The 25,382-nt window shown below is 69.4% G+C and carries 30 protein-coding genes; 24 read left to right on the top strand and 6 right to left on the bottom strand.

Going from position 1 to position 25,382, the window contains the following annotated elements:
• Positions 1–136: 136 nt before the first annotated feature.
• Complete coding sequence (locus JOE30_RS01265; RefSeq protein WP_275581374.1) at positions 137–1,249, top strand: NAD-dependent epimerase/dehydratase family protein; 1,113 nt, start codon at positions 137–139, stop codon at positions 1,247–1,249.
• The gene (locus JOE30_RS01260; RefSeq protein ID WP_307806019.1) at positions 1,246–2,352 is read left to right on the top strand and encodes a lysophospholipid acyltransferase family protein; all 1,107 of its coding nucleotides are present in this window, start codon (positions 1,246–1,248) and stop codon (positions 2,350–2,352) included. Before JOE30_RS01265 ends, JOE30_RS01260 begins: the two co-directional genes overlap by 4 nt.
• On the opposite strand, the gene JOE30_RS01255 is transcribed toward JOE30_RS01260, so the two are convergent.
• Both JOE30_RS01255 and JOE30_RS01250 read right to left on the bottom strand, forming a co-directional pair.
• Positions 2,349–3,839 carry an NAD(P)/FAD-dependent oxidoreductase gene (locus JOE30_RS01255; RefSeq protein ID WP_204870860.1) on the bottom strand — a complete coding sequence of 497 codons (1,491 nt, stop codon included), beginning with the start codon at positions 3,837–3,839 and terminating at the stop codon, positions 2,349–2,351. The genes JOE30_RS01260 and JOE30_RS01255 overlap by 4 nt on opposite strands.
• Before the next feature lie 56 nt (positions 3,840–3,895).
• Positions 3,896–4,861 carry an HAD family phosphatase gene (locus JOE30_RS01250; protein WP_204870674.1) on the bottom strand — a complete coding sequence of 322 codons (966 nt, stop codon included), beginning with the start codon at positions 4,859–4,861 and terminating at the stop codon, positions 3,896–3,898.
• Between the two features lie 180 nt (positions 4,862–5,041).
• Here JOE30_RS01250 and JOE30_RS01245 point away from each other — a divergent pair, with 180 nt between their 5' ends.
• From JOE30_RS01245 to JOE30_RS01180, 14 genes are all read left to right on the top strand, one after another.
• Entirely contained in the window at positions 5,042–5,302 is a 261-nt protein-coding gene (locus tag JOE30_RS01245; protein ID WP_027504505.1) for a glutaredoxin family protein, read from the top strand.
• Positions 5,303–5,501: 199 nt separating this feature from the next.
• Entirely contained in the window at positions 5,502–6,362 is an 861-nt protein-coding gene (locus JOE30_RS01240; RefSeq protein WP_204869055.1) for a redox-sensing transcriptional repressor Rex, read from the top strand.
• Positions 6,359–7,753 (top strand): glutamyl-tRNA reductase, encoded by a 1,395-nt coding sequence (locus tag JOE30_RS01235; protein WP_204869054.1) that lies wholly within the window; start codon positions 6,359–6,361, stop codon positions 7,751–7,753. The genes JOE30_RS01240 and JOE30_RS01235 overlap by 4 nt, the downstream gene beginning before the upstream one ends.
• 29 nt (positions 7,754–7,782) lie before the next feature.
• Complete coding sequence (gene hemC, locus JOE30_RS01230) at positions 7,783–8,781, top strand: hydroxymethylbilane synthase (protein ID WP_204870673.1); 999 nt, start codon at positions 7,783–7,785, stop codon at positions 8,779–8,781.
• Positions 8,774–8,983 carry a hypothetical protein gene (locus tag JOE30_RS01225; protein ID WP_155956936.1) on the top strand — a complete coding sequence of 70 codons (210 nt, stop codon included), beginning with the start codon at positions 8,774–8,776 and terminating at the stop codon, positions 8,981–8,983. Before hemC ends, JOE30_RS01225 begins: the two co-directional genes overlap by 8 nt.
• Entirely contained in the window at positions 8,980–10,542 is a 1,563-nt protein-coding gene (locus JOE30_RS01220; protein ID WP_204869053.1) for a bifunctional uroporphyrinogen-III C-methyltransferase/uroporphyrinogen-III synthase, read from the top strand. The genes JOE30_RS01225 and JOE30_RS01220 overlap by 4 nt, the downstream gene beginning before the upstream one ends.
• 69 nt (positions 10,543–10,611) lie before the next feature.
• Positions 10,612–11,586, top strand: a complete 975-nt coding sequence (gene hemB / locus JOE30_RS01215) for a porphobilinogen synthase (RefSeq protein WP_204869052.1) — start codon at positions 10,612–10,614, stop codon at positions 11,584–11,586.
• Positions 11,583–12,266 (top strand): DUF5336 domain-containing protein, encoded by a 684-nt coding sequence (locus tag JOE30_RS21140; protein WP_204869051.1) that lies wholly within the window; start codon positions 11,583–11,585, stop codon positions 12,264–12,266. Before hemB ends, JOE30_RS21140 begins: the two co-directional genes overlap by 4 nt.
• Positions 12,267–12,355: 89 nt before the next feature.
• On the top strand, positions 12,356–12,493 hold the full coding sequence (locus JOE30_RS01205; protein ID WP_204869050.1) for a hypothetical protein: 138 nt from the start codon (positions 12,356–12,358) through the stop codon (positions 12,491–12,493).
• Positions 12,494–12,550: 57 nt separating this feature from the next.
• A complete protein-coding gene (locus tag JOE30_RS01200) occupies positions 12,551–12,760 on the top strand; it encodes a hypothetical protein (RefSeq protein WP_027504511.1) in 210 nt (69 codons plus the stop codon).
• Between the two features lie 52 nt (positions 12,761–12,812).
• A complete protein-coding gene (locus JOE30_RS01195; RefSeq protein ID WP_204869049.1) occupies positions 12,813–13,280 on the top strand; it encodes a hypothetical protein in 468 nt (155 codons plus the stop codon).
• Complete coding sequence (locus JOE30_RS01190; RefSeq protein WP_204869048.1) at positions 13,277–13,774, top strand: hypothetical protein; 498 nt, start codon at positions 13,277–13,279, stop codon at positions 13,772–13,774. The genes JOE30_RS01195 and JOE30_RS01190 overlap by 4 nt, the downstream gene beginning before the upstream one ends.
• Positions 13,771–14,010 (top strand): hypothetical protein, encoded by a 240-nt coding sequence (locus JOE30_RS01185; protein ID WP_204869047.1) that lies wholly within the window; start codon positions 13,771–13,773, stop codon positions 14,008–14,010. The genes JOE30_RS01190 and JOE30_RS01185 overlap by 4 nt, the downstream gene beginning before the upstream one ends.
• A gap of 36 nt (positions 14,011–14,046) precedes the next feature.
• Positions 14,047–14,322: a metal-sensitive transcriptional regulator gene (locus JOE30_RS01180; RefSeq protein ID WP_027504515.1), complete on the top strand. Its 276-nt coding sequence runs from the start codon at positions 14,047–14,049 to the stop codon at positions 14,320–14,322.
• Positions 14,323–14,440: 118 nt separating this feature from the next.
• On the opposite strand, the gene JOE30_RS01175 is transcribed toward JOE30_RS01180, so the two are convergent.
• Together JOE30_RS01175 and JOE30_RS01170 are read right to left on the bottom strand one after the other, a co-directional pair.
• Positions 14,441–16,450, bottom strand: coding sequence for an acyl-CoA dehydrogenase (locus JOE30_RS01175; protein ID WP_204869046.1), 2,010 nt, complete (start codon positions 16,448–16,450; stop codon positions 14,441–14,443).
• Positions 16,451–16,492: 42 nt separating this feature from the next.
• Positions 16,493–16,813 carry a hypothetical protein gene (locus JOE30_RS01170; RefSeq protein WP_204869045.1) on the bottom strand — a complete coding sequence of 107 codons (321 nt, stop codon included), beginning with the start codon at positions 16,811–16,813 and terminating at the stop codon, positions 16,493–16,495.
• Positions 16,814–16,909: 96 nt separating this feature from the next.
• Here JOE30_RS01170 and JOE30_RS01165 point away from each other — a divergent pair, with 96 nt between their 5' ends.
• The 8 genes from JOE30_RS01165 (at position 16,910) to JOE30_RS01130 (ending at position 24,630) form a co-directional block, all read left to right on the top strand.
• Positions 16,910–17,404, top strand: a complete 495-nt coding sequence (locus tag JOE30_RS01165; RefSeq protein ID WP_204869044.1) for a GNAT family N-acetyltransferase — start codon at positions 16,910–16,912, stop codon at positions 17,402–17,404.
• A gap of 40 nt (positions 17,405–17,444) precedes the next feature.
• The gene (gene hemL, locus JOE30_RS01160) at positions 17,445–18,782 is read left to right on the top strand and encodes a glutamate-1-semialdehyde 2,1-aminomutase (protein WP_204869043.1); all 1,338 of its coding nucleotides are present in this window, start codon (positions 17,445–17,447) and stop codon (positions 18,780–18,782) included.
• Positions 18,779–19,468, top strand: a complete 690-nt coding sequence (locus JOE30_RS01155) for a histidine phosphatase family protein (protein WP_204869042.1) — start codon at positions 18,779–18,781, stop codon at positions 19,466–19,468. Before hemL ends, JOE30_RS01155 begins: the two co-directional genes overlap by 4 nt.
• Positions 19,465–20,073 (top strand): TlpA disulfide reductase family protein, encoded by a 609-nt coding sequence (locus JOE30_RS01150; protein ID WP_204869041.1) that lies wholly within the window; start codon positions 19,465–19,467, stop codon positions 20,071–20,073. The genes JOE30_RS01155 and JOE30_RS01150 overlap by 4 nt, the downstream gene beginning before the upstream one ends.
• A 42-nt stretch (positions 20,074–20,115) precedes the next feature.
• Complete coding sequence (locus tag JOE30_RS01145; RefSeq protein ID WP_027504522.1) at positions 20,116–20,907, top strand: cytochrome c biogenesis CcdA family protein; 792 nt, start codon at positions 20,116–20,118, stop codon at positions 20,905–20,907.
• Between the two features lie 16 nt (positions 20,908–20,923).
• Positions 20,924–22,567, top strand: coding sequence for a cytochrome c biogenesis protein ResB (locus JOE30_RS01140; RefSeq protein ID WP_204869040.1), 1,644 nt, complete (start codon positions 20,924–20,926; stop codon positions 22,565–22,567).
• Between the two features lie 2 nt (positions 22,568–22,569).
• A complete protein-coding gene (gene ccsB, locus JOE30_RS01135) occupies positions 22,570–23,547 on the top strand; it encodes a c-type cytochrome biogenesis protein CcsB (RefSeq protein ID WP_204869039.1) in 978 nt (325 codons plus the stop codon).
• 87 nt (positions 23,548–23,634) lie between these two features.
• Positions 23,635–24,630, top strand: coding sequence for a MinD/ParA family protein (locus JOE30_RS01130; protein ID WP_204870671.1), 996 nt, complete (start codon positions 23,635–23,637; stop codon positions 24,628–24,630).
• A 37-nt stretch (positions 24,631–24,667) separates the two neighbouring features.
• Here the strand turns inward: JOE30_RS01130 and JOE30_RS01125 are convergent, their stop codons facing one another.
• Both JOE30_RS01125 and JOE30_RS01120 read right to left on the bottom strand, forming a co-directional pair.
• The gene (locus JOE30_RS01125) at positions 24,668–24,877 is read right to left on the bottom strand and encodes a hypothetical protein (RefSeq protein WP_027504525.1); all 210 of its coding nucleotides are present in this window, start codon (positions 24,875–24,877) and stop codon (positions 24,668–24,670) included.
• A gap of 172 nt (positions 24,878–25,049) precedes the next feature.
• Positions 25,050–25,259, bottom strand: a complete 210-nt coding sequence (locus JOE30_RS01120; protein WP_042574081.1) for a BldC family transcriptional regulator — start codon at positions 25,257–25,259, stop codon at positions 25,050–25,052.
• Positions 25,260–25,382: the final 123 nt, after the last annotated feature.

Raw genomic sequence — 25,382 nt, 5'->3', positions numbered from 1 at the left:
ACCGTCCTCGCGGGCGTTGTCGTATCCAGGTGTCGCGAGCCGGTTCTTCTCGTGCCGGAGCGCGCACGCGGGGTTCGTGACACCATGGCGTGTGTGGTGCCGCGCGAGCGGTGGCCGCAGGAGAAACCGAGGGGGTCTGGTGAGCTCTGACGACACCGGGCGCGACGCTCCACGCGTCGTGCTCGTCACGGGAGCGAGCCGATTCCTGGGCGGATACCTCACCATGCGACTGGCGCAGAACCCGTCGATCGAGCGGGTCGTGGCCGTCGACGCCGTGGCTCCCACCAAGGACATGATCCGGCGGATGGGACGCGCCGAGTTCGTACGGGCGGACATCCGTAACCCGTTGATCGGCAAGGTCATCCGCAACGCGGGCGTCGACACCGTCGTGCACGCGTCGCTGTTGTCCCGGCCGCCCAGCGGCGGTGGCCGCACGGTGATGAAGGACCTCAACGTCCTCGGGGCGATGCAGCTGTTCGCCGTCTGCCAGAAGTCGCCGACGGTGCGGCACGTGGTGCTGAGATCGTCGACGGCGGTGTACGGCTGCAGTGCGAAGGATCCGGCGCAGTTCACCGAGGAGATGGGCGCGCGGTCGCGTCCGCAGGGCGGCTTCGCCCGCGACGCCATCGAGACCGAGGGCTACGCCCGTGGGCTGGGTCGTCGTCGTCCGGACATCGACGTCAGCATCCTGCGCAATGCCCCCATGATCGGACCCCGCCTCAACGGATCCGTCTCGCGCTACCTCACCTCGCCGGTCACCCCGTCGATCCTCGGTCGCGATGCGCGCATGCAGTTGCTGCACGAGGAGGACGCGCTCTCCGCACTCGAACGCGCCACGTTGGCCGGTCCCGCGGGCACCTTCAACATCGCGGCGGACGGTATCATCATGCTGTCGCAGGCCATCCGCCGGGCCGGCCGCGTGGAACTCCCGGTGCCCATGGCCCTGTTCCGCACCACCGGCAAGGCGGTGATGGGATCGCTGATGCGCGACTTCTCGGCCGAGCAGCTCGACTACTTCAACTTCGGATGCGGAGTGGACACCACCCGGATGAAGAACGTCCTCGGATTCACCCCACGGTGGACCACCGTGCAGGCGTTCGACGACTTCGTGCGCGGAGTCGCGCTGACGCCGGTGATCCGGCGTGAATGGGTCGACGCGATCGAGAATCGCGTCATCGGACTGTTGGGCGGTGCATCCCCCGGGGCGCACCCGTCGCCCGTGTCGTTGCCGGCCGGAGCGGGAAGGTGACCGACGTGGCCAAAGTTATTCCGCTGCACGGTAAGTCGTTCGATCGCCTCCGGCAGTCCACGCCCGACGGTGGGCCACGCGCCGGCAGCGACCCGGCGGACGTCCGCGGCCGGCACCCCTCGTCCTATGCGTCCCCGTCGCCTTCGCCCTCGATGATGCCGAGTGTCGAGACGCGGACGCCTCTGGTCGTGCCCGAGGCGCCGGCACCGCACGCGACGCCGGACGTCGGCGAGTTCCCGTCGGCCGTCGAGTCGGTGCGGCGTGCCCTCGTCGACCGTGTCGCCGGGGGAGCGGACTTCCTGCGGACGCGGCTGTCGGGCGACTACGAGGTCGACGAGTTCGGCTACGACCCCCACTTCGCCGATTCCGTCTGGCTTCCGGCGCTGCGACCGCTGTTCGAGAAGTGGTTCCGCGTCGAGGTCCGCGGGATAGAGAACGTGCCCGCCGAAGGCGGCGCCCTGGTGGTCTCGAACCATGCGGGTGTCATCCCGATCGACGGACTCATGGCCTCGGTCGCCATGCGGGATCACCACCCGCAGCACCGCGCGCTGCGGATGCTCGCCGCGGACCTCGCGTTCGAGACTCCGCTGGTCGGCAGCATCGCGCGCCGCGCCGGCCACACCCTGGCCTGTCAACCCGACGCCGAGCGACTGCTGCGTGGCGGCGAGGTCGTGGCGGTGTTCCCGGAGGGGTTCAAGGGCATCGGCAAGCCGTTCAGTGAGCGCTACAAGCTGCAGCGCTTCGGCCGCGGTGGCTTCGTCTCCGCCGCGCTGCGCACCCAGACGCCCATCATCCCGTGCTCGATCGTCGGATCCGAGGAGATCTACCCGAAGATCGGTGACCTGACGACGCTCGCGCGGGTGCTCGGCCTGCCGTACTTCCCGGTGACGCCCCTGTTCCCGCACTTCGGCCCGCTGGGTCTCGTCCCGCTGCCGTCGAAGTGGTACATCGAGTTCGGCGAGCCCATCGAGACCACGTCCTACGAGCCGTCCGCCGCCGACGACCCGATGGAACTGTTCGAGGTCACCGACCGCGTGCGCGAGACGATCCAGCAGACGCTCTACCGGCTGCTGACCCGGCGCCGGAACGTCTTCCTCGGCTAGAAGGCGTCGGCGATCAGCTCGTCGACGATCTGTGCCGACAGCGTCACCAGCGGGAGTCCACCGCCGGGGTGCGACGATCCACCGACCAGGAACAGGCCGGGAATCGGTGAGCGATTGGCGGGGCGCAGGAACGCGGCCGTTGCCCCGTTGGACGACGTTCCGTAGATGGACCCGCCCGGAGTCATGGTGCGCCGCATCAGGTCTGCCGGGGAGATGATCTCCCGCCACAGCACTCGGTCGCGCACGTCCACTCCGCGCGACGCCATGACGTCGAGGATGCGGTCGGCGTAGCCCTCCGCCAGTCCCGGGGCGTCCCAGTCGACCAGTGCCGAGGAACCGGTGCCGTGCCGCGCGGCGTTGACGAGCACGAACCACGCCTCGGTGTCGTCGTCCGGGCGCAGAGCCGGATCGTCGGGGGCGCTGACGTAGACGGTCGGGGCGTCGGCGGGGTGCGCCGGCCGCGTGCGGGTGCCGAAGACGGCGTCGAACTCGGCGTCGTAGTCGTCCGGGAACAGCACCCGGTGGTGTGGGGTGTCGGCGTCGCGGCCCCGCAGAGCCAGCAGGATCACGAAGCCGGACAGGCTGGCGGTGGTCGCGTCGAGGCGCCGCCGGGCGAGCACGGTGCGCCGCGTGGCGGGGACCAGAGACCGGTAGACCTGCTCGGCATCGGCGTTCGCGACGACGATGTCGGACGCGACGGGTCCGTGCGTGGTGTCGACGCCGGTGGTGCGTCCGTTCTCGACGCGGACACCCGTCACCGTGACACCCGTGCGGATCTCCGCTCCGAGCGACGTCGCGCGGTCGGCGATCGCCTCGGCGATGCGGTGCAGCCCACCGGGAACGTGCCACGACCCCCAACGCTGCTCGACGTGCGGCACCGTGGCGAGGGCCGCCGGAGCGCGCCGCGGATCCGAGCCGGTGTAGGTGGCGTAGCGGTCGAGCATCATCGCGAGCCGCGGATCGGTGAGGTACTGCCGACCGAGACCGCGCAGCGACGACCACGGGCTGATGGTGCGGAGATCGCCCACCCGTCGCGACAACGACACCAGTTCGCGAGGGCCGATGGGCGACTCGAGGAACGCCTCGTGGGTGGCGTCCCAGATCTGCTCGGCACGCTCGGAGAACCGGGACCACTGCGCACCGGTGCCGGCTCCGAGCGCGGCGTCCAGAGCGGCGGGGATCTCCTCCGCGCGACCGGGCATGTCCAGTTCGGTGCCGTCGGGAAAGCGGTAGCGACACGCGACCGGGAGCCGGTCGAACGTGAGGTCCGACGGCCCTCCGGTCTGCGCGAACAGTTCGTCGAACACGTGCGGCATGGTGACCAGCGACGGCCCGGTGTCGAACGAGAAACCGTCTCGCCGGACGATGCCGAGCTTCCCGCCCAGATCGTGCGACTGCTCGAGCACGACGGTCTGGACACCGCGGTGGGCCAGGCGGGCGGCGGTGGCGAGTCCGCCGACACCCGCACCGATGACGACCGCTGTCACGGGTAGGCCGGAGGCCGGTCGGGTGACGGGCGCGGGCAGGCCGGAGGTCGGTCGGTTCACAAGTTGCGGCGGCCGAGTACGGCGGCGACGCCACCGCCGACAGCTCCGAGTGCGAGAGCCGTGGGGACACCGATCTTGGCGGCCTTGCGGCCGGTGCGGAAGTCGCGGATCTCCCATCCGCGGTTCTTCGCGAGCTCGCGCAGGTCCGCGTCGGGGTTGACCGCGACGGCCGTTCCGACGAGTGAGAGCATCGGCACGTCGTTGTGGCTGTCGGAGTAGGCGGTGCAGCGCCGCAGATCGAGGCCCTCGCGGACGGCGAGGGTCCGCACGGCGTGGGCCTTGCCGCGACCGTGCAGGATGTCGCCGACGAGGCGCCCGGTGAAGACGCCGTCCTTGCTCTCGGCGACGGTGCCCAGCGCGCCGGTCAGGCCGAGGCGCTTGGCGATGATGGACGCCAGTTCCACGGGGGTCGCGGTGACGAGCCACACCTGTTGGCCGGCGTCGAGATGCATCTGCGCGAGAGCGCGGGTGCCGGCCCAGATGCGGTCGGCGATGATCTCGTCGAAGATCTCCTCGCCGAGGCGCACGATCTCCGCCGTGGACCGACCCTCGACGAAGGACAGTGCCTTCTCGCGGCCGGTGCTGACGTCGCCCAGGTTCTCCTTGCCGCTCACCCGGAACTTGATCTGTTGCCAGGCGAACTCCGAGACGTCCTTGGACGTGAAGTACTTGCGTGCCGCGAGCCCGCGGGCGAAGTGGATGATCGACGCGCCCTGCACCATCGTGTTGTCGACGTCGAAGAACGCGGCCGCGGTGAGATCGCGCGGAACCGTGCTGACGTGGTCGTCGGCTGCCTCGGCGCTCTCGGCCTGCAGTGCGATGGCGGCATCGGCGCTGGCCTCACCGGCGAGCTTGGCGCGGATCTGGGCGGCGGTGGGGCCGAGGGGATTGCGGATCCGTCGACGGACCTGCTTCTCGGCCTCCTCCGGGTCGACGAGTCGACGGTCCCGCGACTCGTCCATCACCTCGGGTGACTCGGTGAGTTCCGAATCGGGCGTGACAGCAGCATGTGCGTCGTCCGGATCATGCTGATCGGGCACGGTGCACCTCCCCACCTCGACCGGTCGTCCCACGGGCGCGGGCCGTCCCGGTCCTGCCGATCCACCCTAACCGCGTGCGCGAGGCGGTGAGACACTCGACTCATGACCAGCCCGGTACGCACCGTGACGTTGCTGACACGCGCCGGATGCGGGGCGTGCGACGCCGCCCTGCGCGTGCTCGTTCCCCTGTGCGCGGAGTACGGCGTGGCCTGCGAGTCGGTCGACGTCGACGCGGTGGCCGCGCAGGACCCTGACCTGCGGGCGGAGTACGGGGACCGGCTGCCGGTGGTGCTGCTGGACGGCCGCGAACACAGCTACTGGGACGTCGACGTGCCCCGGCTGCGGCGCGATCTGGAGAACTGACCCGGGCCGGTCGTCACCGTCGGTGCGTGCGGCCGTCGACTCGGGGGCGCGGGATCCTACTACACGGGTCGGCGACTTTGTTCATCCCTCCACGAGAGGTTACCGTGGAGAGAAGAAAGGGGTCGGCGACGAACCCTGCGTCACAGGTACCACGGTCCTGTGCGTGGCCCGCCGATCCTCGGATGACCGTGGAGACCGCATGCCTGTCATCAGGCGTGCCGTCGGACGAGGAGCCTTCGACGTGACCTCACAACGCCGCCTGCCCGGCGTCGGTATCGCGCGCTCCGGCGCCGTGTCCGACTCCGGCCGCGACGGTGGTGCTGTGTCTCGCGCTGTGCCCCAGGCTACGGTCACCCGATTCGCGGGGTATCTCCGGGTACTGAGTTCGCTCACCGACACCCGAGTGATGATCGTCTCCAGCGAGGACCTCGCGACGGCCGCCGGGGTCGGCTCGGCCACGCTGCGCAAGGACCTCTCGTTCCTCGGCCCGATGGGTGTGCGCGGAGTGGGATACGACGTCGCTCGCCTGCGGGCGCGTATCGAGCTGGCGCTCGGTCTGGATCGCGGTCACCGCGTCGTCCTGGTGGGCACCGGCAACCTCGGCACCGCACTGGTCGGGTACGACGGGTTCAGTCGTCGCGGCTTCACGATGGTCGCCCTGTTCGACAACGATCCGGCCGTCGTGGGCCGTGAGATCACCGTCGGCAACGCCGACGACGGCTACTCGCAGCTCACCGTTCTGCACGTCGATCGGCTGGTCGAGGTCGCCGCCGAGCTCGGCGCCACCGTCGGCGTCGTCGCCACGCCGGACGCTGCCGCCCAGTCCGCCGTCGACGCCCTCGTCGAGGCCGACATCGACTGCATCCTCAGTTTCGCGTCCACCGATCCGGTGACGCCCCCGCACGTCGATCTCCGCCGCGTCGATCTCGCCGTGGAGCTGCAGGTCCTCTCGTTCGCGAACGCCCACAAGGCACCGCGCATCCGTCCCGCCCGTCCGGTCTGTCGTGATCCCCGGACGGTCACCCCCGCTAGTAGAAACGGATCGGTGATAGCACCGTGAGTGTCCTTCTCCTCGGGATTTCGCATCGAAGCGCTCCCGTCTCGGTGCTCGAACGTATCGCCGTCAGCGACACGGAACGCCCGAAACTGACCGACGAGATCATGATGTCGCCGCATGTCTCCGAGGTCATGATCGTCTCGACGTGCAACCGCGTCGAGGTGTACGCGGTGGTCGACGCCTTCCACGGCGCCCTGACCGACCTCGGTGCACTGCTGTCCGAGCACTCCGGTCTCGAGCTCGCCGAGCTGACGAAGTACGCCTACGTGCGCTACAGCGAGGCCGCGGCCGAGCACCTGTTCGCCGTCGCCGGTGGTCTCGACTCGATGGTGATCGGTGAGCAGCAGATCCTGGGGCAGATCCGTGCCGCCTACGCGGCGTCGGACGCTCAGCAGGCATCGGGCCGCGCGCTGCACGAGCTGGCGCAGCAGGCGCTGCGGGTCGGCAAGAAGGTCCACTCCGAGACGGGCATCGACAAGGCGGGAGCCTCGGTGGTCTCCGTCGCGCTCGATCGAGCCGCCGACGCGCTCGGTGGTCTCGCAGGCAAGAAGGCCGTCGTCCTCGGCGCCGGCGCGATGGGCGGACTCTCCGTCGCCCATCTGACGCGCACCGGCATCGGCAGCATCGCGGTCGCCAACCGCACCCAGAGTCGCGCCCAGCACCTGTCCGAGACCGCCGCAGCGGGCGGCGTCACGTCGTTCGCGATCACGCTCGACCAGCTGTCCGCGACGGTGGCGGACGCCGACATCCTCGTCACCTGTACCGGTGCGGTGGGTGCCGTCGTGACCATTGCCGACGCCCATCGCGCGCTCGCGCAGCGCGACACGCAGGCTCGCCCGCTGGTGATCTGCGACCTGGGCCTGCCCCGCGACGTCGAGCACGCCGTCGCCGGCCTGCCCGGCGTCACCGTCCTGGACATGGAGTCGCTCCAGCACGACCCCGCGGCCGGCGCCGCGGCGTCCGACGAGCGTGCGGCCCGCGACATCGTGGCCGCCGAGCTCGCCTCCTACCTGTCCGGACAGCGCCTCGCCGAGGTCACCCCGACCGTCACGGCGCTGCGTCAGCGGGCCGCCGAGGTGGTCGAGTCGGAGCTCATGCGGCTCGACTCGCGGCTGCCCGATCTGGCCGACCCACAGCGGGACGAGGTGGCGCGTACCGTGCGCCGCGTCGTCGACAAGCTGCTGCACGCGCCCACCGTGCGGGTGAAGCAACTCGCCACCACGCCGGGCGGTGACTCCTACGCCGAGGCGCTCCGGGAGCTCTTCGAGCTGTCGCCGAGCACGGTGCAGGCCGTCGCGTCGCCCATGGAGGTCGCCACGGCCGTGGACACGGACAACCCCACCGCCGCCCTCGCGGACGACTTCACCCTCTCCCACGAGCGGGGTACGGAATGATCGCGAACGCCGCTGCACTGGGTGATCGTGTGGTGCGTGTCGGCACCCGCGGCAGCCTGCTCGCCACCACGCAGGCCGAGACCGTCCGCGCTGCCATCACGGCCGCCGGTGTCCGCACCGAGCTCGTCGTCGTGACCACCGCGGGCGACAAGTCGGCCGCACCGGTGCAGGAGATCGGCGTGGGCGTCTTCACCGCTGCCCTGCGGGAAGCGTTGGCGGACAAGACCATCGATGTCGCCGTGCACTCCTACAAGGATCTTCCGACGGCGGAGGACGAGCGTTTCACCATCGGCGCGATCCCGCAGCGCGAGGACGCGCGTGACGCCCTGGTGGCGCGCGACGGACTGGTGCTCGGCGAACTGCCCGCCGGTTCCACCGTCGGCACGTCCGCACCGCGACGTATCGCCCAGCTGCGCGCACTCGGCCTCGGCCTGGACGTCCAGCCCCTGCGCGGCAACCTCGACACCCGCATCGGCAAGGTCACCAAGGGTGAGCTCGACGCCGTCGTCGTGGCCCGTGCCGGACTGGCGCGAATCGATCGTCTGGACGTCGTCACCGAGGCTCTCGAGCCGGTGCAGTTCCTGCCGGCTCCCGCTCAGGGCGCACTCGCAGTGGAGTGCCGCTCCGACGACCACGATCTGGCCTCCGTGCTCGCGACCCTCGACGATCCCGCGGCGCGCGCCTCGGTGACGGCGGAGCGGGCCCTGCTCGCCGAGCTCGAGGCCGGCTGCACCGCTCCGGTCGGGGCCATCGCCGAGGTCGTCGAGTCCATCGACGAGGACGGCCGAGTCTTCGAGGAACTGTCCCTGCGCGGCTGCGCCGCGGCGGTGGACGGCTCCGACGTGATCCGAGCCTCCGCAGTGGGGCCCGTCGACGACGCCGACGGCATCGGCCGCCGCGTCGCCCGAGAACTTCTCGATCTCGGCGCCCGAGACCTGGTCGCCGTCACCGAGCCCTCCAGTTCGTCCACCGCCGCCTCGACCCAGAGACCGGGCGGTACCGAGAAAGGCGAGTCGATCGATGCGTGAGCAGAGGGCGCTGAGCGTCGTCGGGACCGCGAGCCGACACAGACGTGGCGGCCTGCCCGGGCGACGCGTGACACCCCGTCCGGGACGGTACGAGCGCATCGCCACATCGCGGTTGATCCCCAAGCGGGGTCCCGCCACCGAGATCGAGATCCGCTTCCGCGACAAGTACGCGGAACAGACTGCACTGGAGAACGAATCATGAGCCGAGTCCGCAAGAACACCCCGGGACGGATCCTGTTCGTGGGCTCCGGACCGGGCGACCCGGCCCTGCTCACCGTCCGGGCGCGGGACGCGCTGGCGATCGCCGAGATGGCCTTCACCGATCCCGACGTCGACAAGGGCGTCATCGCCCTGGTGGGCACCGCTGTCCCGGCCGATGCCGAGACGGGCGAGAACGGCGTGGACGTGCGTCCGGCGCTCGGCGAGCCCGCCGAGGTGGCCAAGACGCTGGTCGCCGAGGCGAAGAACGGCCACGACGTGGTCCGGCTCGTCTCGGGTGATCCGCTGACCACCGACTCCGTCATCGCCGAGGTCACCGCCGTGGCGCGGACCCAGGTGCAGTTCGAGGTCGTTCCCGGCCTCCCCGCGGGGTCCGCGGTGCCGAGCTACGCCGGCATGGCACTGGGCTCCGAGCACACCGAGGCCGACGTCCGGGGCGACGTCGACTGGGCGTCGCTCGCCGCGGCACCCGGACCTCTCGTCCTGCACGCGACGTCCGGCCACCTCGCCGAGACCGCCAGCGCGCTCGTCGAGCACGGCCTGGCGCCGCAGACACCCGTCGCGATCACCGTCCGTGGTACGACGCGTCAGCAGCGCACCGTCGAGGCGACCCTCGCGACGCTGAACGACGCGGGATCCGAGCTCGTGGGATCGCTCATCGTCACGGTCGGCAAGGTCGTGTCGCAGCGCAGCAAGATGTCCTGGTGGGAGAGCCGCGCGCTGTACGGCTGGACCGTCCTCGTGCCGCGCACCAAGGATCAGGCCGGCGAGATGAGCGAGCGTCTGGTCACGCACGGCGCCATCCCCATCGAGGTGCCGACCATCGCCGTCGAGCCGCCGCGCAGCCCCGCGCAGATGGAGCGCTCGGTCAAGGGCCTCGTCGACGGCCGCTACCAGTGGGTCGTGTTCACCTCCACCAACGCGGTGCGCGCGGTGTGGGAGAAGTTCGAGGAGTTCGGACTCGACGCTCGCGCGTTCTCCGGCGTCAAGATCGCCTGCGTCGGCGAGGCGACGGCCGAGAAGGTCCGTTCGTTCGGCATAAACCCCGAGCTCGTCCCGTCCGGCGAGCAGAGCTCCACCGGGCTGCTCGAGGACTTCCCGCCGTACGACGAGGTGTTCGACCCCGTCAACCGGGTCCTGCTGCCGCGCGCCGACATCGCGACCGAGACCCTCGCCGAGGGCCTCCGCGAGCGTGGCTGGGAGATCGACGACGTCACCGCGTACCGCACGGTGCGCGCTGCGCCGCCGGCCGCCGAGACCCGCGAGATGATCAAGACCGGCGGCTTCGACGCCGTGTGCTTCACGTCGAGCTCGACCGTGCGCAACCTCGTCGGCATCGCCGGCAAGCCGCACGCGCGCACCCTCGTGGCGTGCATCGGACCGAAGACCGCCGAGACGGCCGTCGAGTTCGGCCTGCGTGTCGACGTGCAGCCCGAGACGGCTCAGGTCGGACCGCTGGTCGAGGCACTGGCCGAGCACGCTGCACGACTGCGCGCCGAGGGTGCCCTGCCGCCTCCGCGCAAGAAGTCCCGTAGGCGCTGACCCGCCCGTGCGCCCTTTGCGCATCCAGGGATACGCAAAGGGCGCACGGCCGAACGAAGTGAGGGTTCCGTGTTCCCCGTAGACCGTCCCCGGCGACTGCGTCGTACCCCTGCCATCCGCCGGTTGGTGGCGGAGACGTCGCTGGAACCGCGGCATCTCGTGCTGCCGATGTTCGTGGCCGACGGCCTCGACTCCCCGCGGGAGATCAGCTCGATGCCCGGCGTCGTCCAGCACACGCCGGACTCGCTGTCCGCCGCGGCCGACGAGGCCGTGCGGGCCGGCGTCGGCGGTCTGATGCTCTTCGGGGTTCCGCGTCCGGAGGACAAGAACGGGCAGGGGTCGATGGCCTCGGATCCCGACGGCATCCTGAACAAGGGGCTGCGTCGGCTCCGGGACGACCTCGGCGACAGCACCGTCCTGATGGCGGACACGTGCCTCGACGAGTTCACCGACCACGGTCACTGCGGCGTCCTCGCCGCGGACGGCAGCGTCGACAACGACGCCACGCTGGTGCGCTACGTGGACATGGCTGTGGCGCAAGCTGAGTCGGGCGCTCACCTGCTCGGCCCGAGCGGCATGATGGACGGGCAGATCGGCGCGATCCGCGAGGGCCTCGACACCGCCGGATTCGCCGACGTGGGTCAGCTGGCCTACACGGCGAAGTACGCCTCCGCGTTCTACGGTCCGTTCCGCGAGGCCGTCGGGTCGACGTTGCGCGGCGATCGCCGGACCTACCAACAGGATTCGGCCAATCGGCGCGAGTCGATGCGCGAACTCGACCTCGACATCGCCGAGGGCGCCGACATGGTGATGGTGAAGCCCGCGATGAGCTACCTCGACATCCTGCGAGACGTGGCCGACGCGTCGCCGGTGCCCGTCGCCGCGTATCAGATCTCGGGGGAGTACGCGATGATCACCGCCGCCGCGCAGAACGGGTGGATCGACCGTGACGCGGCGATCATGGAGTCCGTTACCAGCATTCGCCGAGCCGGCGCCGACATCGTCCTCACCTACTGGGCCACCGAGATCGCGACGCGGCTGTGAACGACCAGCGCCCCGGCGGCAACCCGGAGGACCCTCGCCACGACCCCCACGATCCGCAGGGTCAGCAGCCGCAGTGGGGTCGAGAGCCACAGTGGGGTCAGCAGCCGCAGTGGCAGCAGCCGCAGGGCAACTGGCACCCCGAGGGTCTGCCCCCGAGCGCGATGCAGCCGATGCGGTCACCGGAGAACAGCGAGGCGCCGGTCGACATCGAGACGGCGCGCCACCTGTGGTTCGGCGTGATCGGCATCGGTCTGCTCTCGATGCTCATCGGGCTCTACTCCTTGTTCACCGATCGTGACGCCTTTCTCGACGCGTTCCTGACGGACCTCGAAGCGCAGGACCCGTCGTTGGCACTGCCGCCCGAGACCGCGGACACCGTGCTCGTCGTGGCCATGGTGCTGTCGTTGATCGTCGGGGTGCTGATCGCGGGGCTCGTCCTGCTGGTGGTGCGCAAGATGCGGGCGGGAAAGCTCTGGGCACGTGCAGTTCTCACGGCGATCGGTGTGGTCATCGTCGTCACCACGATTCCCACGCTCTTCGGCCTCGGTTCGGGAGGCGCGATCGCTCTGGTGACCGCGGTTCTGGGGATCCTGCAGGCAGTCGCCGCCGCGGGTGCGGTGTACCTGATGCATCGCCGCGAGTCGTCGGAGTACTTCCTCTCCCGGAGATCGCCGCGCTGACCTGCGACACGCCGTGACAGATGTGACCTGAGTTACAGAAGTGGCGTTATGGTTCTGACGATCGGACACACCCTGATCGGAGGATCTCCATGACCCCACGACAGACGGTCGGGCACGACACGAACGACCGCCGGAACCCTCTCGCCGAGGTATTCGCCCTGCTGCTCCTGACGTCCGCCGTGGTGGTGGTCGTCCTCGTCGTCGCCAGCGGTTTCTCGGGCGCCTGAGACGCTCTTCCTGCCTGGTCAGGCTGTCTTTTTGCGTCAAACATCGATCGGTGTATCGTGACCACTGTCACAAGCATTCTGATCAGTACGGAGACAGTGTTGCCCGCCGATTTCTCCTCCACCTCCGCCGGTTCCACGGCGCCTCGCACTCGTATGCAGACCGTCGAGTGCAGCAGTGGCCGACGTGAGTTGTGGCTGCTCGCCATCGTGCTGATCACGGGCATCCTCATGGCTGCCGCAGTGCTTCTGCCGGCCGTCCTCACCTGATCGAGCGACGCCTGGACTCCACCGTGTGGAGGCGTCTTGGCAGGATGGTCGAGTGATCGTCGAGAAGCCCGAGCCCGCGTCGCCCGCCCGACCCCGGATCGTCACCGTCGCGTTCGCCGTGTGGGTTCTCGGGGCCGTCCTCGTCGTGCTGCTCGGTCTCATCTCGCTGACGTTCCCGGCCGACTCGCTGCGGACCCAGCTGACCGAGACCGGGGGCGAGGCGGATGCCGTGGAGAGCGTCATCACGGTGCTGCGCACGGTCGGTGTCCTCGAGATCATCGTCGGACTGGCCATCGGATTCCTCGCCGGGCCCGCGTGTCGACGCGGCGATCCACGGTTCCGCCGGGCGCTGACGGTGCTGTCGATCGTCTTCGGGCTGGTGCTGCTGGGCTCGGTGACCGTCGGCTTCGCGATCGTGCCCCTGCTGGCGACTCTCGGGGCGATCCTCTTCTTCGTGGCCTGCGTGCTCGTGTACCGACCGTCCGCGGCGCCGTGGTTCGTGGCACCGGAGACCCCGTGAGCGACGAGACGGAATCGGTGATCTTCGCCGAGTACGGCGCGAAGTGGCGCGCCCTGGCCTGGGGGCCGATCTTCTGCCTCATCGCTCTCGGCGTCGAGATCTACACGGGCCCCGTCGTGCACTACGTGGCGCTCGTCGTGATCGCGCTGGTTCTCATGGCCTTCACCTACGTACAGATCGTGGCCGCCCGCCGGCACGCCACGGTGATCCTGACGCCGACGACGCTGAGCCAGGGCACGGAGAACGTCGCCATCGCGGACATCCTTGAGGTGTATCCGGAGCCCGACTACGACGCCAACGGGAACACCCTGGAGAAGTGGCAGGCCGCCCGAGTGCTGGGGGAGCTGTCCGGAGTGCCGCGCAAGCGGACCGGCGTCGGCCTGAAGCTGCGGGGCAACGGCCTGGTCCAGGCGTGGGCGAAGGACGACGAGACGCTCCGCGAGGAACTGCTCGCACTCGTGGCGCCCGCCACCGACGCGGAGCCCGACGCGTGATGCGCCGCCTCGCTCCGGTGGTGGTCGCGGTCGTCCTCGCCGTCGTGGCCGTGGTGCTGTGGATTCAGTCGAGGACCACGACCACCGTGACCGAGCAGTTCCCCACCACGTCGTCCTTCGAGGGGTTCTCGGTCACGTACGACTCGACCCGCGTCGCGGGGCCCTGGGCGGCGCTCTCCGTGGTCGCGGCGGCCGTCGCGGTGTATCTGGTGATGCGCGTCGTACGGCGGCGCTGACCTCTACCCGTTACCCCCTGGGGGTACTCTGGGCGCATGAGCAGTTTCGATCAGGACGACCTTCTCAAGCGACTGCGCCGCATCGAGGGCCAGGTGGCCGGCATCTCCCGCATGGTGGCCGACGACCGGTACTGCATCGACGTGTTGACGCAGGTCTCGGCCGTCACCAAGGCGCTGCAGTCCGTGTCGCTGAAGTTGCTGGACGCCCACCTCGCGGGCTGCGTCGTGGACGCGGCCCGCGAAGGTGGACCTGAAGCGGACGCGAAGGTCAGAGAGGCGTCCGAGGCGATCGCTCGTCTCGTCCGTTCCTGAGCCCCGCCCCCGGCGAGCACGTCCCCCACCCTCGGGGAGTACGTCCACAGTGTCGTTGTGGAGCACTGAATCACGACACTATGGGCGTACTCGCGAGGGGGGGCGACGAGGTGCCGGCCTAGTCGGCGGTGACGGATTCCTTCACTTCGCCCGGCTCGTCGTCGGCGAGCATGGCCGCACCCAGCAGGGCCTCGGGAACGCCGAACGCGTCGATCAGGGTGTGGGCGTGCGGGCGCAGCGTCCGGCAGCGCTCGTTGATCCCGCGCGTGACGGCCTTCGACCGCTCCGTGGAGATGTAGCGGTGCTCGATGAACCAGGCCTTGTCCGCGTCGATCGTGGTGAGCGCGTAGAGGTCGCACACCTCGCCGAGCAGTTCCTTGGCGTCGTCGTCCTCGCAGTTGTCGATGCCGGCGACGAAGGCCTCGAGCACCACGCGATCGACGTGCGCCGTGGCCGCGTGCAGGATGTGGTCCTGCACCGCATTGAACGCGTCGAACTGGCTCATCTTCTTGGACAACCCGTTCAGACGCTTGGCCGCCGTGGAGATGAGGTACTCCTCGCGCTCCTCGAACATCGAGATCTGGGTGCCGCGGTTGAAGAGGCTGCCCTCCTCCTCGTTGTCCTGACGCGAGTCGACGAGGGTCTGGATGATGGGCGCCGCCGCCGTGCGCTTCTTCACCACGTCGCCGACCGTGCCGGCGGCGAACTTCACCCAGTCGGCCGCGCCGAACGAGCGGACCTCGTGGGCGTACGCGGTGAGCAGCTCCTTCGCGACGAGCTGCGTGAGCACCACGTTGTCGCCCTCGAAGGTGGTGAAGACGTCCGAGTCCGCCTTGAGCGCGATGAGCCGGTTCTCGGCGAGGTAACCCGCGCCGCCGCAGGCCTCGCGGGACTCCTGGATCGCCTTGGTCGCGTGCCAGGTGTTCGCTGCCTTCAGGCCGGCCGCGCGCGACTCGAGTTCCCGCTGCTCGGTGGCGTCGGGATCCTCGGCGCTCTGGATGTCGTGCATCTTGGAGACGAGCTCGTTCTGTGCGAACTGCAGCGCGTACGACTTCGCGATGAGCGGGAACAGGCGACGCTGGTGGACGAGGTAGTCCATGATCGTGACCTCGTCGTCGGTCCCGGGCGCGCTGAACTGCTTGCGCTGCAGCGCGTACTTCGTCGCGATGGTCAGTGCGACGCGCGCCGCGGCGCCTGCCGAACCGCCCACGGTGATGCGGCCGCGGATGAGGGTGCCCAGCATGGTGAAGAAGCGCCGGTTCGGGTTGTCGATGTCCGACGAGTAGCTGCCGTCGGCCGCGACGTCCGCGATCTTGTTGAGCATGTTCTCGCGCGGGATGCGGACGTGGTCGAACATGATGCGGCCGTTGTCCACGCCGGGCAGGCCGCCCTTGTAGCCGATGTCGAACGTGGTGACGCCGGGCAGGTCGCTGCCGAAGTTCTCGTCGCGGATCTGGACGACGAAGCAGTGCACACCCTTGCTCTCGGGCTCCTCACCCGGTCCGGCGGTGATCAGCTGCGCGAACACGGCGGCATACTTCGCCGACTCGGCGGCACCGCCGATGTAGTCCTTGCGCGACGACTTGTCCGGCGTGTGGATCACGAATTCCTGCGTCTCGCGGTCGTACGTCGCGGTGGTGCCGATGGACTGCACGTCGCTGCCGTGGCCGGTCTCCGACATCGCGAAACAGCCGAGCGTCTCGAGATCGATCAGGGGCTTGATGAACTCCTTGTGATGCTTCTCGGTGCCGAGGTTCTCGATCGCACCACCGAATAGACCCCACTGGACGCCGGCCTTCACCATGAGCGACAGATCCGACATGGCGAGCATCTCGATCATCGTGACGGCGGCGCCGATGTCGCCCGTGCCGCCGACCTCCTTGGCGAAACCGGACTCGGCGGCGCCGGCCGCGGCGAGCACGCGCAACTGCTCGAAGGCCTTGGTCCGCGCGATCGCGGTGTTGGGTGTGTAGTGCGGCGCGAACTCGTGACGTGCGAGCTGCTCGCGCGTCTGGTTCCGTACGTCGCGCCACCGTCCGTCGAGAGTCCTGCGCAGGTGCTTCGCCAGCTGAGCAGCGTTGTCGGAGGACGTGCCGGTGTCAGTGGTGCCGGTCTCGGTAGTGGTCATACTCGACGGTAACCAAAACTCGAGGTGCCCGGGAGGGACTTGTCAGCGCGGCCACAGAAATTCACGCCACACCGCGCGAATCTTGCGAGACATCACACTCGTGGCGTCCATCGACGCAGCCTGTGGGCTCGACGGGGCGTAGGGGCCGTCGCGGAAGAGCGAGGCGCCGTTGTCCGCGATGGCGCGCGACATGATCGAGCTGAAGCCGTCGCACTGCTCGACGAGGTGCTCGCGGAACCCGTCGGGCCAAGCGGGAAGGCCGGAGGCCGGGGCGGACTCGGGAAGGCCGGAGGCCGGTCGGGATTCCGGGTATCGCTGCTCGGGGAGTTCCGGGTGCCGGTCGGGCTCGTGTGCTGCCGTCATGGCAGAAGGATATGCCCGGTGTAACACGGATGTAACACTTTCGATCACGTCGATTCTCGTCGATCGTGCCTGCCGGCAGCCGACTACCGTGTCGCTGTGCTGATTCGCGACGCCGTGCCCGCCGACCTGCCCGAGATCCTCACCGTGCACAACGCCGCCATCGCGGACACGACCGCGATCTGGGACGAGGAGCAGGTGGGACTCGCGGACCGGCAGGGCTGGTTCGACCAGCGCACCGGCGCCGGCCTGCCGATCCTCACCGCCGAGATCGACGGCCGGGTCGCGGGCTACGCGTCCTACGGGCCGTTCCGTCCGAAGTCCGGCTACCGGCACACCGTCGAGAACTCCGTGTACGTCGCCGACGGCTTCCATCGGCGCGGCGTCGCGACCGCATTGATGGCGGAGTTGATCGAGCGCGCCCGCCGTGGGGACGTCCACGCGATCGTCGCGGGAATCGAATCCTCGAACACCACCTCGATCGCTCTGCACGCCAAGTTCGGGTTCACTGTGGTGGGCGTCATGCCGCAGGTCGGCGTCAAGTTCGGGCGCTGGCTCGACCTGACCTGGATGCAACTACTACTCGCTCCGTAGATCAGGAAGAGCACTCCGCGTCCTGTGAAACACTGGAGGTGTGACTCCTTCGAGCGGAACCGACACCGGCGTCCCCACCGCCCGATCCGCAGAACTCTTCGCACGCGCGTCCGCCGTCATCCCCGGTGGCGTGAACTCGCCCGTGCGAGCCTTCCACTCCGTGGGCGGCACCCCGCGGTTCATGGCCGAGGCCAGCGGATACACCCTGCGCGACGCTGACGGCAACAGCTATGTCGACCTCATCTCCTCGTGGGGACCGATGATCCTCGGTCATGCCCACCCGGCGGTGGTCGAGGCAGTGCAGAAGGCGGCCTCCACGGGACTGTCCTTCGGCGCTCCCACGCTCGGCGAGATCGAGTTGGCGGAGGAGATCGTGCGCCGCGTCGATCCCGTCGACGAGGTGCGCCTGGTGAATTCGGGCACAGAGGCGACCATGAGCGCGGTGCGCCTGGCACGCGGGTTCACCGGTCGCAGCAAGATCGTCAAGTTCTCCGGCTGCTACCACGGCCACGTCGACGCGCTGCTCGCCGACGCCGGCTCGGGCGTCGCCACTCTCGGGTTGCCGACGTCACCCGGCGTGACGGGCGCGCAGGCGGCCGACACCATCGTCGTTCCCTACAACGACCTCGATGCGGTCGCGAAGGCCTTCGCCGACCACCCGGGCCAGATCGCGTGCGTCATCACCGAGGCCGCCGCGGGCAACATGGGTGCGGTGGCGCCGCAGCCCGGCTTCAACGAGGGTCTGCAGCGTCTGACCCGCGCTCACGACGCACTGCTGATCATGGACGAGGTCATGACGGGCTTCCGCGTGAGCGCATCGGGGTGGTACGGCGTCGACGGCATCGCCGGTGACCTCTACACCTTCGGCAAGGTCATGAGCGGCGGCCTGCCCGCCGCCGCATTCGGTGGCCGCTCGGACATCATGAGCTACCTCGCCCCCGCGGGTCCCGTCTACCAGGCCGGCACCCTGTCGGGTAACCCCGTCGCGGTCGCCGCCGGGCTGGCGACGCTGCGCGCGGCGGATGCCGACGTCTACGCGGCGCTCGACGCGAACTCCACCCGCCTGGGCGGCATCCTCGGTGACGCACTTACGGCGGCGGGCGTCCCGCACCGCGTGCAGTACGCCGCCAACATGGTCAGCGTCTTCTTCTCCGAGGATCCGGTGATCGACTACGCCGGCGCCAAGGCCGCCGCGACCTGGCGTTTCCCCGCCTTCTTCCACGCGCTCCTGAGCCGCGGCGTGTACCCGCCGCCGAGCGCGTTCGAGGCCTGGTTCGTCTCCGCGGCGCTCGACGACCGCGCGTTCGAGATCATCGAGGCGGCCGCTCCCCACGCCGCCGCCGCAGCAGCCGCTGCCGAGCAGAAAGCACCGTCATGACCGAGTCGCACATCGTCGACGCGTCCGGTATCGACACTTCCGGGCACCCACACGCCGACACCCGCACGATCGTGCACGTGATGCGGCACGGCGAGGTGCACAACCCCAAGGGCATCCTCTACGGGCGCCTCCCGAACTTCCGGTTGTCGGTGAACGGTCAGGCCCAGGCGCGCACGGTGGCGAACGTGCTCGCCGGGCACGACGTCACGCACGTCGTCGCCTCCCCACTGCAACGCGCGCAGGAGACGGCGGCGCCCATCGCGTCGGCGTTCGGGCTCTCCATCGAGACGGACGAGAACCTCATCGAGGCCGGGAACGACTTCGAGGGTCTGAAGGTCGCCGTCGGCGACGGTGCGCTGCGTCGGCCCCGCCACTGGCTCAAGCTCCGTGATCCGTTCACCCCGTCGTGGGGCGAGCCCTACCTGCAGATCGCGCACCGGATGCTGGCTGCTGTCAACGCGGCTCGCGTCTCGGCCGTCGGCCACGAGGCCGTGTGCGTGAGTCATCAGCTGCCCGTGTGGACCCTTCGCCGCTTCCTGCAGGGCGATCGGTTGTGGCACGACCCCCGCAACCGCCAGTGCGGCCTCGCGTCGCTCACCTCGCTGATCTACGAGGGCGACACCCTCGTCGACATCGTCTACTCCGAGCCCGCGGGGGCGTCGGACCCCCTCCAGACCGGCGCATGAGACCCGCCCGCCTGCTCGCGCCGCTGCTCGTGGCCGCCACCGTCGTCACCGGGTGTGCCACGGGTACCGACGCCGTGGCACAGGGTGGGACCTTCGAGTTCGTCTCACCCGGCGGCAAGACGTCGATCTTCTACGACCCGCCCGCCGAGCGGGGCACCGTGGGGAACCTCTCCGGACCCGACCTCATGACCGAGGGCACGACGACGTCGCTGTCCGACTACGAGGGCCAGGTCGTCGTCCTCAACATCTGGGGTCAGTGGTGCGGCCCCTGCCGCGGTGAGGCCGACGATCTCGAGCAGGTCTTCGAGGCGACCAAGGACCAGGGTGTGCAGTTCCTGGGCATCAACGTGCGCGACAACCAGCAGGACAAGGCGCAGGACTTCGTCATCGACAACAACGTGACGTACCCGTCCATCTACGACCCGCCGCTGCGCACCCTCCTCGCTCTCGGATCGAACTACCCGACCACCGTCATTCCCACCACGATCGTGCTCGACCGTGAGCACCGCGTCGCCGCGGTGTTCCTGACGGAGCTCCTCGCGAGCGACCTGCAGCCCGTGGTCGAGCGCATTGCGAACGAGACGCCGGAGGCGTCCGATGGTTAGGGCGTTGTCGGCGCCGGAGGCATCCGATGGTTAGGCCGTCGGATGGGTGAGGCGTTCCAGTCGGCTGCCGCGTCGGGGCCGCTGTTCCTGGCTCTCGGTGCCTGCCTGCTCGCCGGTCTGGTGTCCTTCGCGTCGCCGTGCGTCGTCCCCCTGGTTCCCGGTTACCTGTCCTACCTGGCCGGTGTCGTGGGAGCGGACTCTCCGTCCGTCACCGCCGACGAGGCGGCCACCAAGACTCTGGTGCGGGGTCGCAGCCGCGTCGCCGGTGCCGCGGCCCTGTTCGTTCTCGGGTTCACCGTGGTGTTCGTGCTGGCCACGGCCTCGGTCTTCGGCGCCATCTCGGTGCTGTCGGTCAACCGCGAGATCCTGCAGCGTGTGGGCGGCGTCGTCACCATCGCGATGGGGCTCGTCTTCCTCGGTCTGATCCCCGCCCTCCAGCGCGACACGCGCTTCGAACCGCGCCGCGTCGGCAGCATCCTCGGGGCACCGCTGCTCGGTGGCGTGTTCGCGCTCGGATGGACCCCGTGTCTCGGACCCACGCTGGCGGGCGTCATCTCGCTGACGGCCGGTACCGAGGGCACCACCGCGGCGCGCGGCGTGGTGCTGATCGTCGCCTACTGCCTGGGACTGGGACTGCCTTTCGTCGTCCTGGCGTTCGGTTCCGTCAGCGCGTTGCGCGGCGTCGGATGGCTGCGCCGCAACGCCCGTGCCATCCAGGTGTTCGGCGGTCTGATGCTAGTGGCTGTCGGCATCGCCCTGGTGACCGGCGCCTGGGACCTGTTCGTCAGCTGGATCCGCGACGGAGCGGTGACCAGCGTGACCTTGCCGATCTAGTGGACGAGAAAGAGATATGAGCACTGACCTGTCGGCCCGCCCGGACGCCGAGGCCCGCCCGCCGCGGCAGTCTCCGGCGGGGCGCGTCGTCGCCGCCGTCCGGAACACCTGGCGCGGCCTGACGTCGATGCGCACGGCACTCGTGCTGCTGTTCCTCCTCGCCCTGGCTGCGATCCCGGGCGCTCTGCTGCCGCAGCGCAGCCTCAACTCGGGGAAGGTGGACCAGTACATCGCGGACCGCCCGTCCCTCGGGCCGGTCATGGACCGGCTGGAGTTGTTCGACGTCTTCGGCAGCTTCTGGTTCACTGCGATCTACGTCCTGTTGTTCGTCTCGCTCGTCGGCTGCATTCTGCCGCGCTGCGTCGATCACGCCCGTGCGTTGCGCACCCCGCCCGTGGCCACCCCGCGCAACCTGGGACGACTGCCCCACCACCTGCGCACCGAGGTCGACACGGCACCCGACGTACTCCTCGACGAGATCGACGGCCGCATGCGCGGCTGGCGGAAGATGCGGCGCACCGAGGAGAGCGGCGCCCTGACGCTGTCCGCGGAGAAGGGGTACCTGCGCGAGGCGGGCAACCTGGTGTTCCACCTGTCGCTCGTCGGCCTGCTCGTGGCCATCGCCGTCGGCAAGCTCTTCAGCTACGAGGGCAACGTCGTCGTCATCGCCAACGACGGTCCCGGCATCTGCACCACCTCGCCCGCCCAGTTCGACTCGTTCCGCGCCGGCAACAGCGAGGACGGCACCGGCATGACCCCGCTCTGCGTGCGCGTGAAGAACTTCACGGCGGACTACCTCGAGAACGGGCAGGCCGAGCAGTTCACGTCCGACATCGAGTACCAGGCCGGCGACGATCTGGTCACGAACACCTGGCGCCCGGACACGCTGCAGGTCAACCACCCGCTGCGGGTCGCCGGTGACCGCGTCTACCTGCAGGGACACGGTTACGCGCCCACGTTCACGGTGACGTTCCCGGGCGGGGAGACCCGTACCGAGACGGTTCAGTGGGAGCCCACGGACGGCACCACGTTCCTCTCCAGCGGAGTGCACCGCTTCGATCCGCCCGGCGGTCTGTACCCGGACCCGGACGTCCGCCGTCAGAACCAGATCGCCATCGAGGGGCTGTTCGCGCCCACCGCGTTCTTCCACGGCTCGCTGCTGTCGTCGAGCTTCCCCGCCCCGAACGATCCGGCGGTGGCCGTCGACATCTACAAGGGCGACACCGGCCTCGACACCGGTAACCCGCAGTCGCTGTTCTCGCTGAGTCAGGTGCTCGTGGAACAGGGCCGGCTGGTCAAGCAGGATCGCGTCAACCTGACACCGGGGGAGTCGACGACGCTGTCCGACGGCACGCAGGTGCGGTTCGACGGCGCCGAGGAGTTCGTCAACCTGCAGGTCTCGCACGACCCCGCGCAGATGTGGGTGCTGGTGTTCGCGCTGTCGATGATGGCCGGTCTGCTGGTGTCCCTGGTGATCAAGCGCCGTCGCATCTGGGTCCGCGTGAGCGCGGACGACGACCGACGACGTACCGTAGTAGAAGTGGGCGGACTCGCCCGGACCGATCAGGCCGGCTGGGGTGACGAGTTCGATCGCCTCACCGCGCGGGTGCTCGACCGACCCGACGCCGACGACGTACCGACCTCGAACAACAGGGAGTGACCATGCCGATCGACGCCACACTCGCGCAGTTCAGCGACTGGTCCTTCCGGTCGGCGTTCGGTGTCTACCTGCTCGCGGCGGTGTTCCTCATCGCCCAGTACGCCACGCAGACCGTCACGGCTGCGGAGCAGAAGTCCGAGCGGCACCTCGTCGCGGCGGGCAAGGCGCCCGTGCGGCCCACCGGTCCCGGTCGGATCGAGGAGGCGCCCCGGCGTCCCGCGTCCGAGCGCTACGGCGGCATGGGCTACGCGCTGGTGGTGCTGGGTCTGCTGCTGACGGTCACGTCGATCGTGCTGCGCGGATTCGCCACCGACCGGTTCCCGCTCGGCAACATGTACGAGTTCGTCACGATGGCCACGGCCGCCGCGACGGCGACCTCGATCATCGCGTTGCGGAAGATGCGCCCGACGCTGATCTTCGTGGTCGTCCCGGTCATGATCCTGATGTTCCTCGCGGCCACGGTCCTCTACGCCGACGCGGCCCCCGTGGTCCCGGCCCTGCGCTCGTACTGGCTGCCGATCCATGTGACCATCGTCAGCATCGGCAGTGGGATCTTCCTGGTGGCCGGCGTCGCGTCCCTGCTGTTCCTGCTGCGGATGCGCTTCCCGGCGACGGAGGACGGCGCGAACACGGGTGCACTCGCCCGGTTCGCCCAGCGTCTTCCGGACGCCCGCACGCTCGACCGCCTGGCCTACAAGACCACGATCATCGGCTTCCCGCTGTTCGGCGCCGGCGTCATCCTCGGTGCGATCTGGGCCGAGGCAGCGTGGGGACGCTTCTGGGGCTGGGATCCCAAGGAGACGGTGTCCTTCATCGCGTGGGTCGTCTACGCGGCGTACCTGCACGCACGGGCGACGTCGGGCTGGCGGAACACCCGCGCGGCATGGATCAACGTCGCGGGCTTCGTCGCCATGCTGTTCAATCTCTTCATCATCAACATGGTCGTCTCCGGTCTGCACTCGTACGCGGGTCTGAACTGACCGTCGGCTCGACATGACCGCCGGGGGGAATCGGTGACGGACGATCGTTGGGACGGGTGGTCGCCCGGACCGCAGGACGACGGGCGGATGACGTCTGCGTCGACGCCGACGGATCCGGCGATCCAGCAGGTGCCTGCCTCGCCGATGCAACCGCCCACGGCGCACGACCTCTCGACGTCACGGCTGCTGCGGACCTCACCGCCCCCACCGACGGGCGGCTGGCGCCGCACGCTCTTCGACGTCACCGGTGGCCGGGTGAACGTGGGCAACAGCGCCAAGGAGCAGCGGCGGCTGGCATTGATCCGGCAGGTCGGCAACCCGTTGCACGGGTGTCATCGCATCGCGATTCTGAGTCTCAAGGGCGGCGTCGGGAAGACGACGGTGGCGGCGGCGCTGGGATCGACGTTCTCCTCGGTCCGGGGCGACCGCGTGATCGCCGTGGACGCGAACCCCGACCGCGGAACACTGAGCTCCCGCGTTCCACTGGAGACCGAGAAAACGGTGCGCGACCTGCTGAAGGACGCCCGTGACATCGACAAGTACAGTGCGGTCCGCGACTTCACGTCGCAGAATCACCACCGGCTCGAGGTGTTGGCGTCGGAGTCCGACCCGGCCATGTCGGAGGCGTTCGACGCGTACGACTACGAGACCACGGTGGCCGTGCTCGAGCGGTTCTACAACATCGTGCTGACCGACTGCGGTACAGGGCTTCTGCACTCGGCGATGCGGGCGGTCCTGCGCAGCGCCGACGGGTTGGTGATCGTGAGCAGTGGATCGGTGGACGGTGCGCGGAGTGCATCGGCGACGATGGACTGGCTCGACGCGCACGGCTACCGGCATCTGGTGGAGCAGTCGTTGACGGTGGTCAACATGGTGCGGCCGGGGTCGAAGGTCATCGACGTCTCGAAGATCGTCGATCACTTCGGTCAGCGATGCCGCGCCGTGCGGGTGATCCCGTACGACGACCATCTCGCGCAGGGGGCGGAGGTCGACCTCGACGCGCTCTCGCCGGCGACCCGCACGGCGCTCCTCGAGACGGCAGCAGCGATGACCGCCGAGTTCCCGCCCCACGTCACGCGGTGACGGTCATCTGCTGCTCGCGCTTCACGCGCGACGCGGCTCAGTCGACGGAACCGGGCGTTCCCGCATCGGGACGCTCGGGACCGTTGCCCCGATCACGTGCAGGGTTGTTCCTGATCTTCCACAGGAACTCCGGGTCGTCGTCCGGTCCGGTGACGCGTCCTCTGGGTGCCCCGGTCTCGGGGCCGAAAGACTTCCAGAGGAGCACGATCACGACCACGAGCCCGATCAGAGCCAGAACATAGATCATCACGCACCTCCACTACCGAGCGTAGTCGTGGCGGAGCGCCGGGGCACTCGAGTCGAGCTCGCAAGATCCTGAGAATCTGGTGGCACGCACTGGTGTCCGGCACGAACACCGTGGGTGGCGACCGACCGTCGACTCGGTGACCAGTGGGTGGCGCTCTAACGGTGACGCGTGATCAGCGGTGTGCCTCGGTGGTGAGCGAGGTCAGGAGCTGCATGACCTCGGACTCGCGGAAGCGGCGGTGGCCGCCGGGCGTGCGGAGCGATCCGAGCCGGCCGGCGTGGGCCCAGCGCGTGACGGTCTTCGGATCGACATGGAAGAGTGCGGCCACCTGGCCGGGGGTGAGCAGGTTCTCCTGCGTGGGGGTGTAAGCCGGTGCACTCATCGCGATCCTCCAGGGACACAGTATTCATATCGGTCGACTGCGGCTGTCTGTCCGCATCCGTTGCCCATGGTGGCACCGGGACCCCCGGGTACTCGACTCTTCTAATGTTGGTAAAGCGGAGGT

Source organism: Rhodococcus sp. PvP016 (assembly GCF_017832185.1).
GTDB lineage: Bacteria > Actinomycetota > Actinomycetes > Mycobacteriales > Mycobacteriaceae > Rhodococcoides.
The sequence above is the reverse complement of the archived record's forward strand: the minus strand, read 5'-3'. Positions and strand labels throughout refer to the sequence as shown.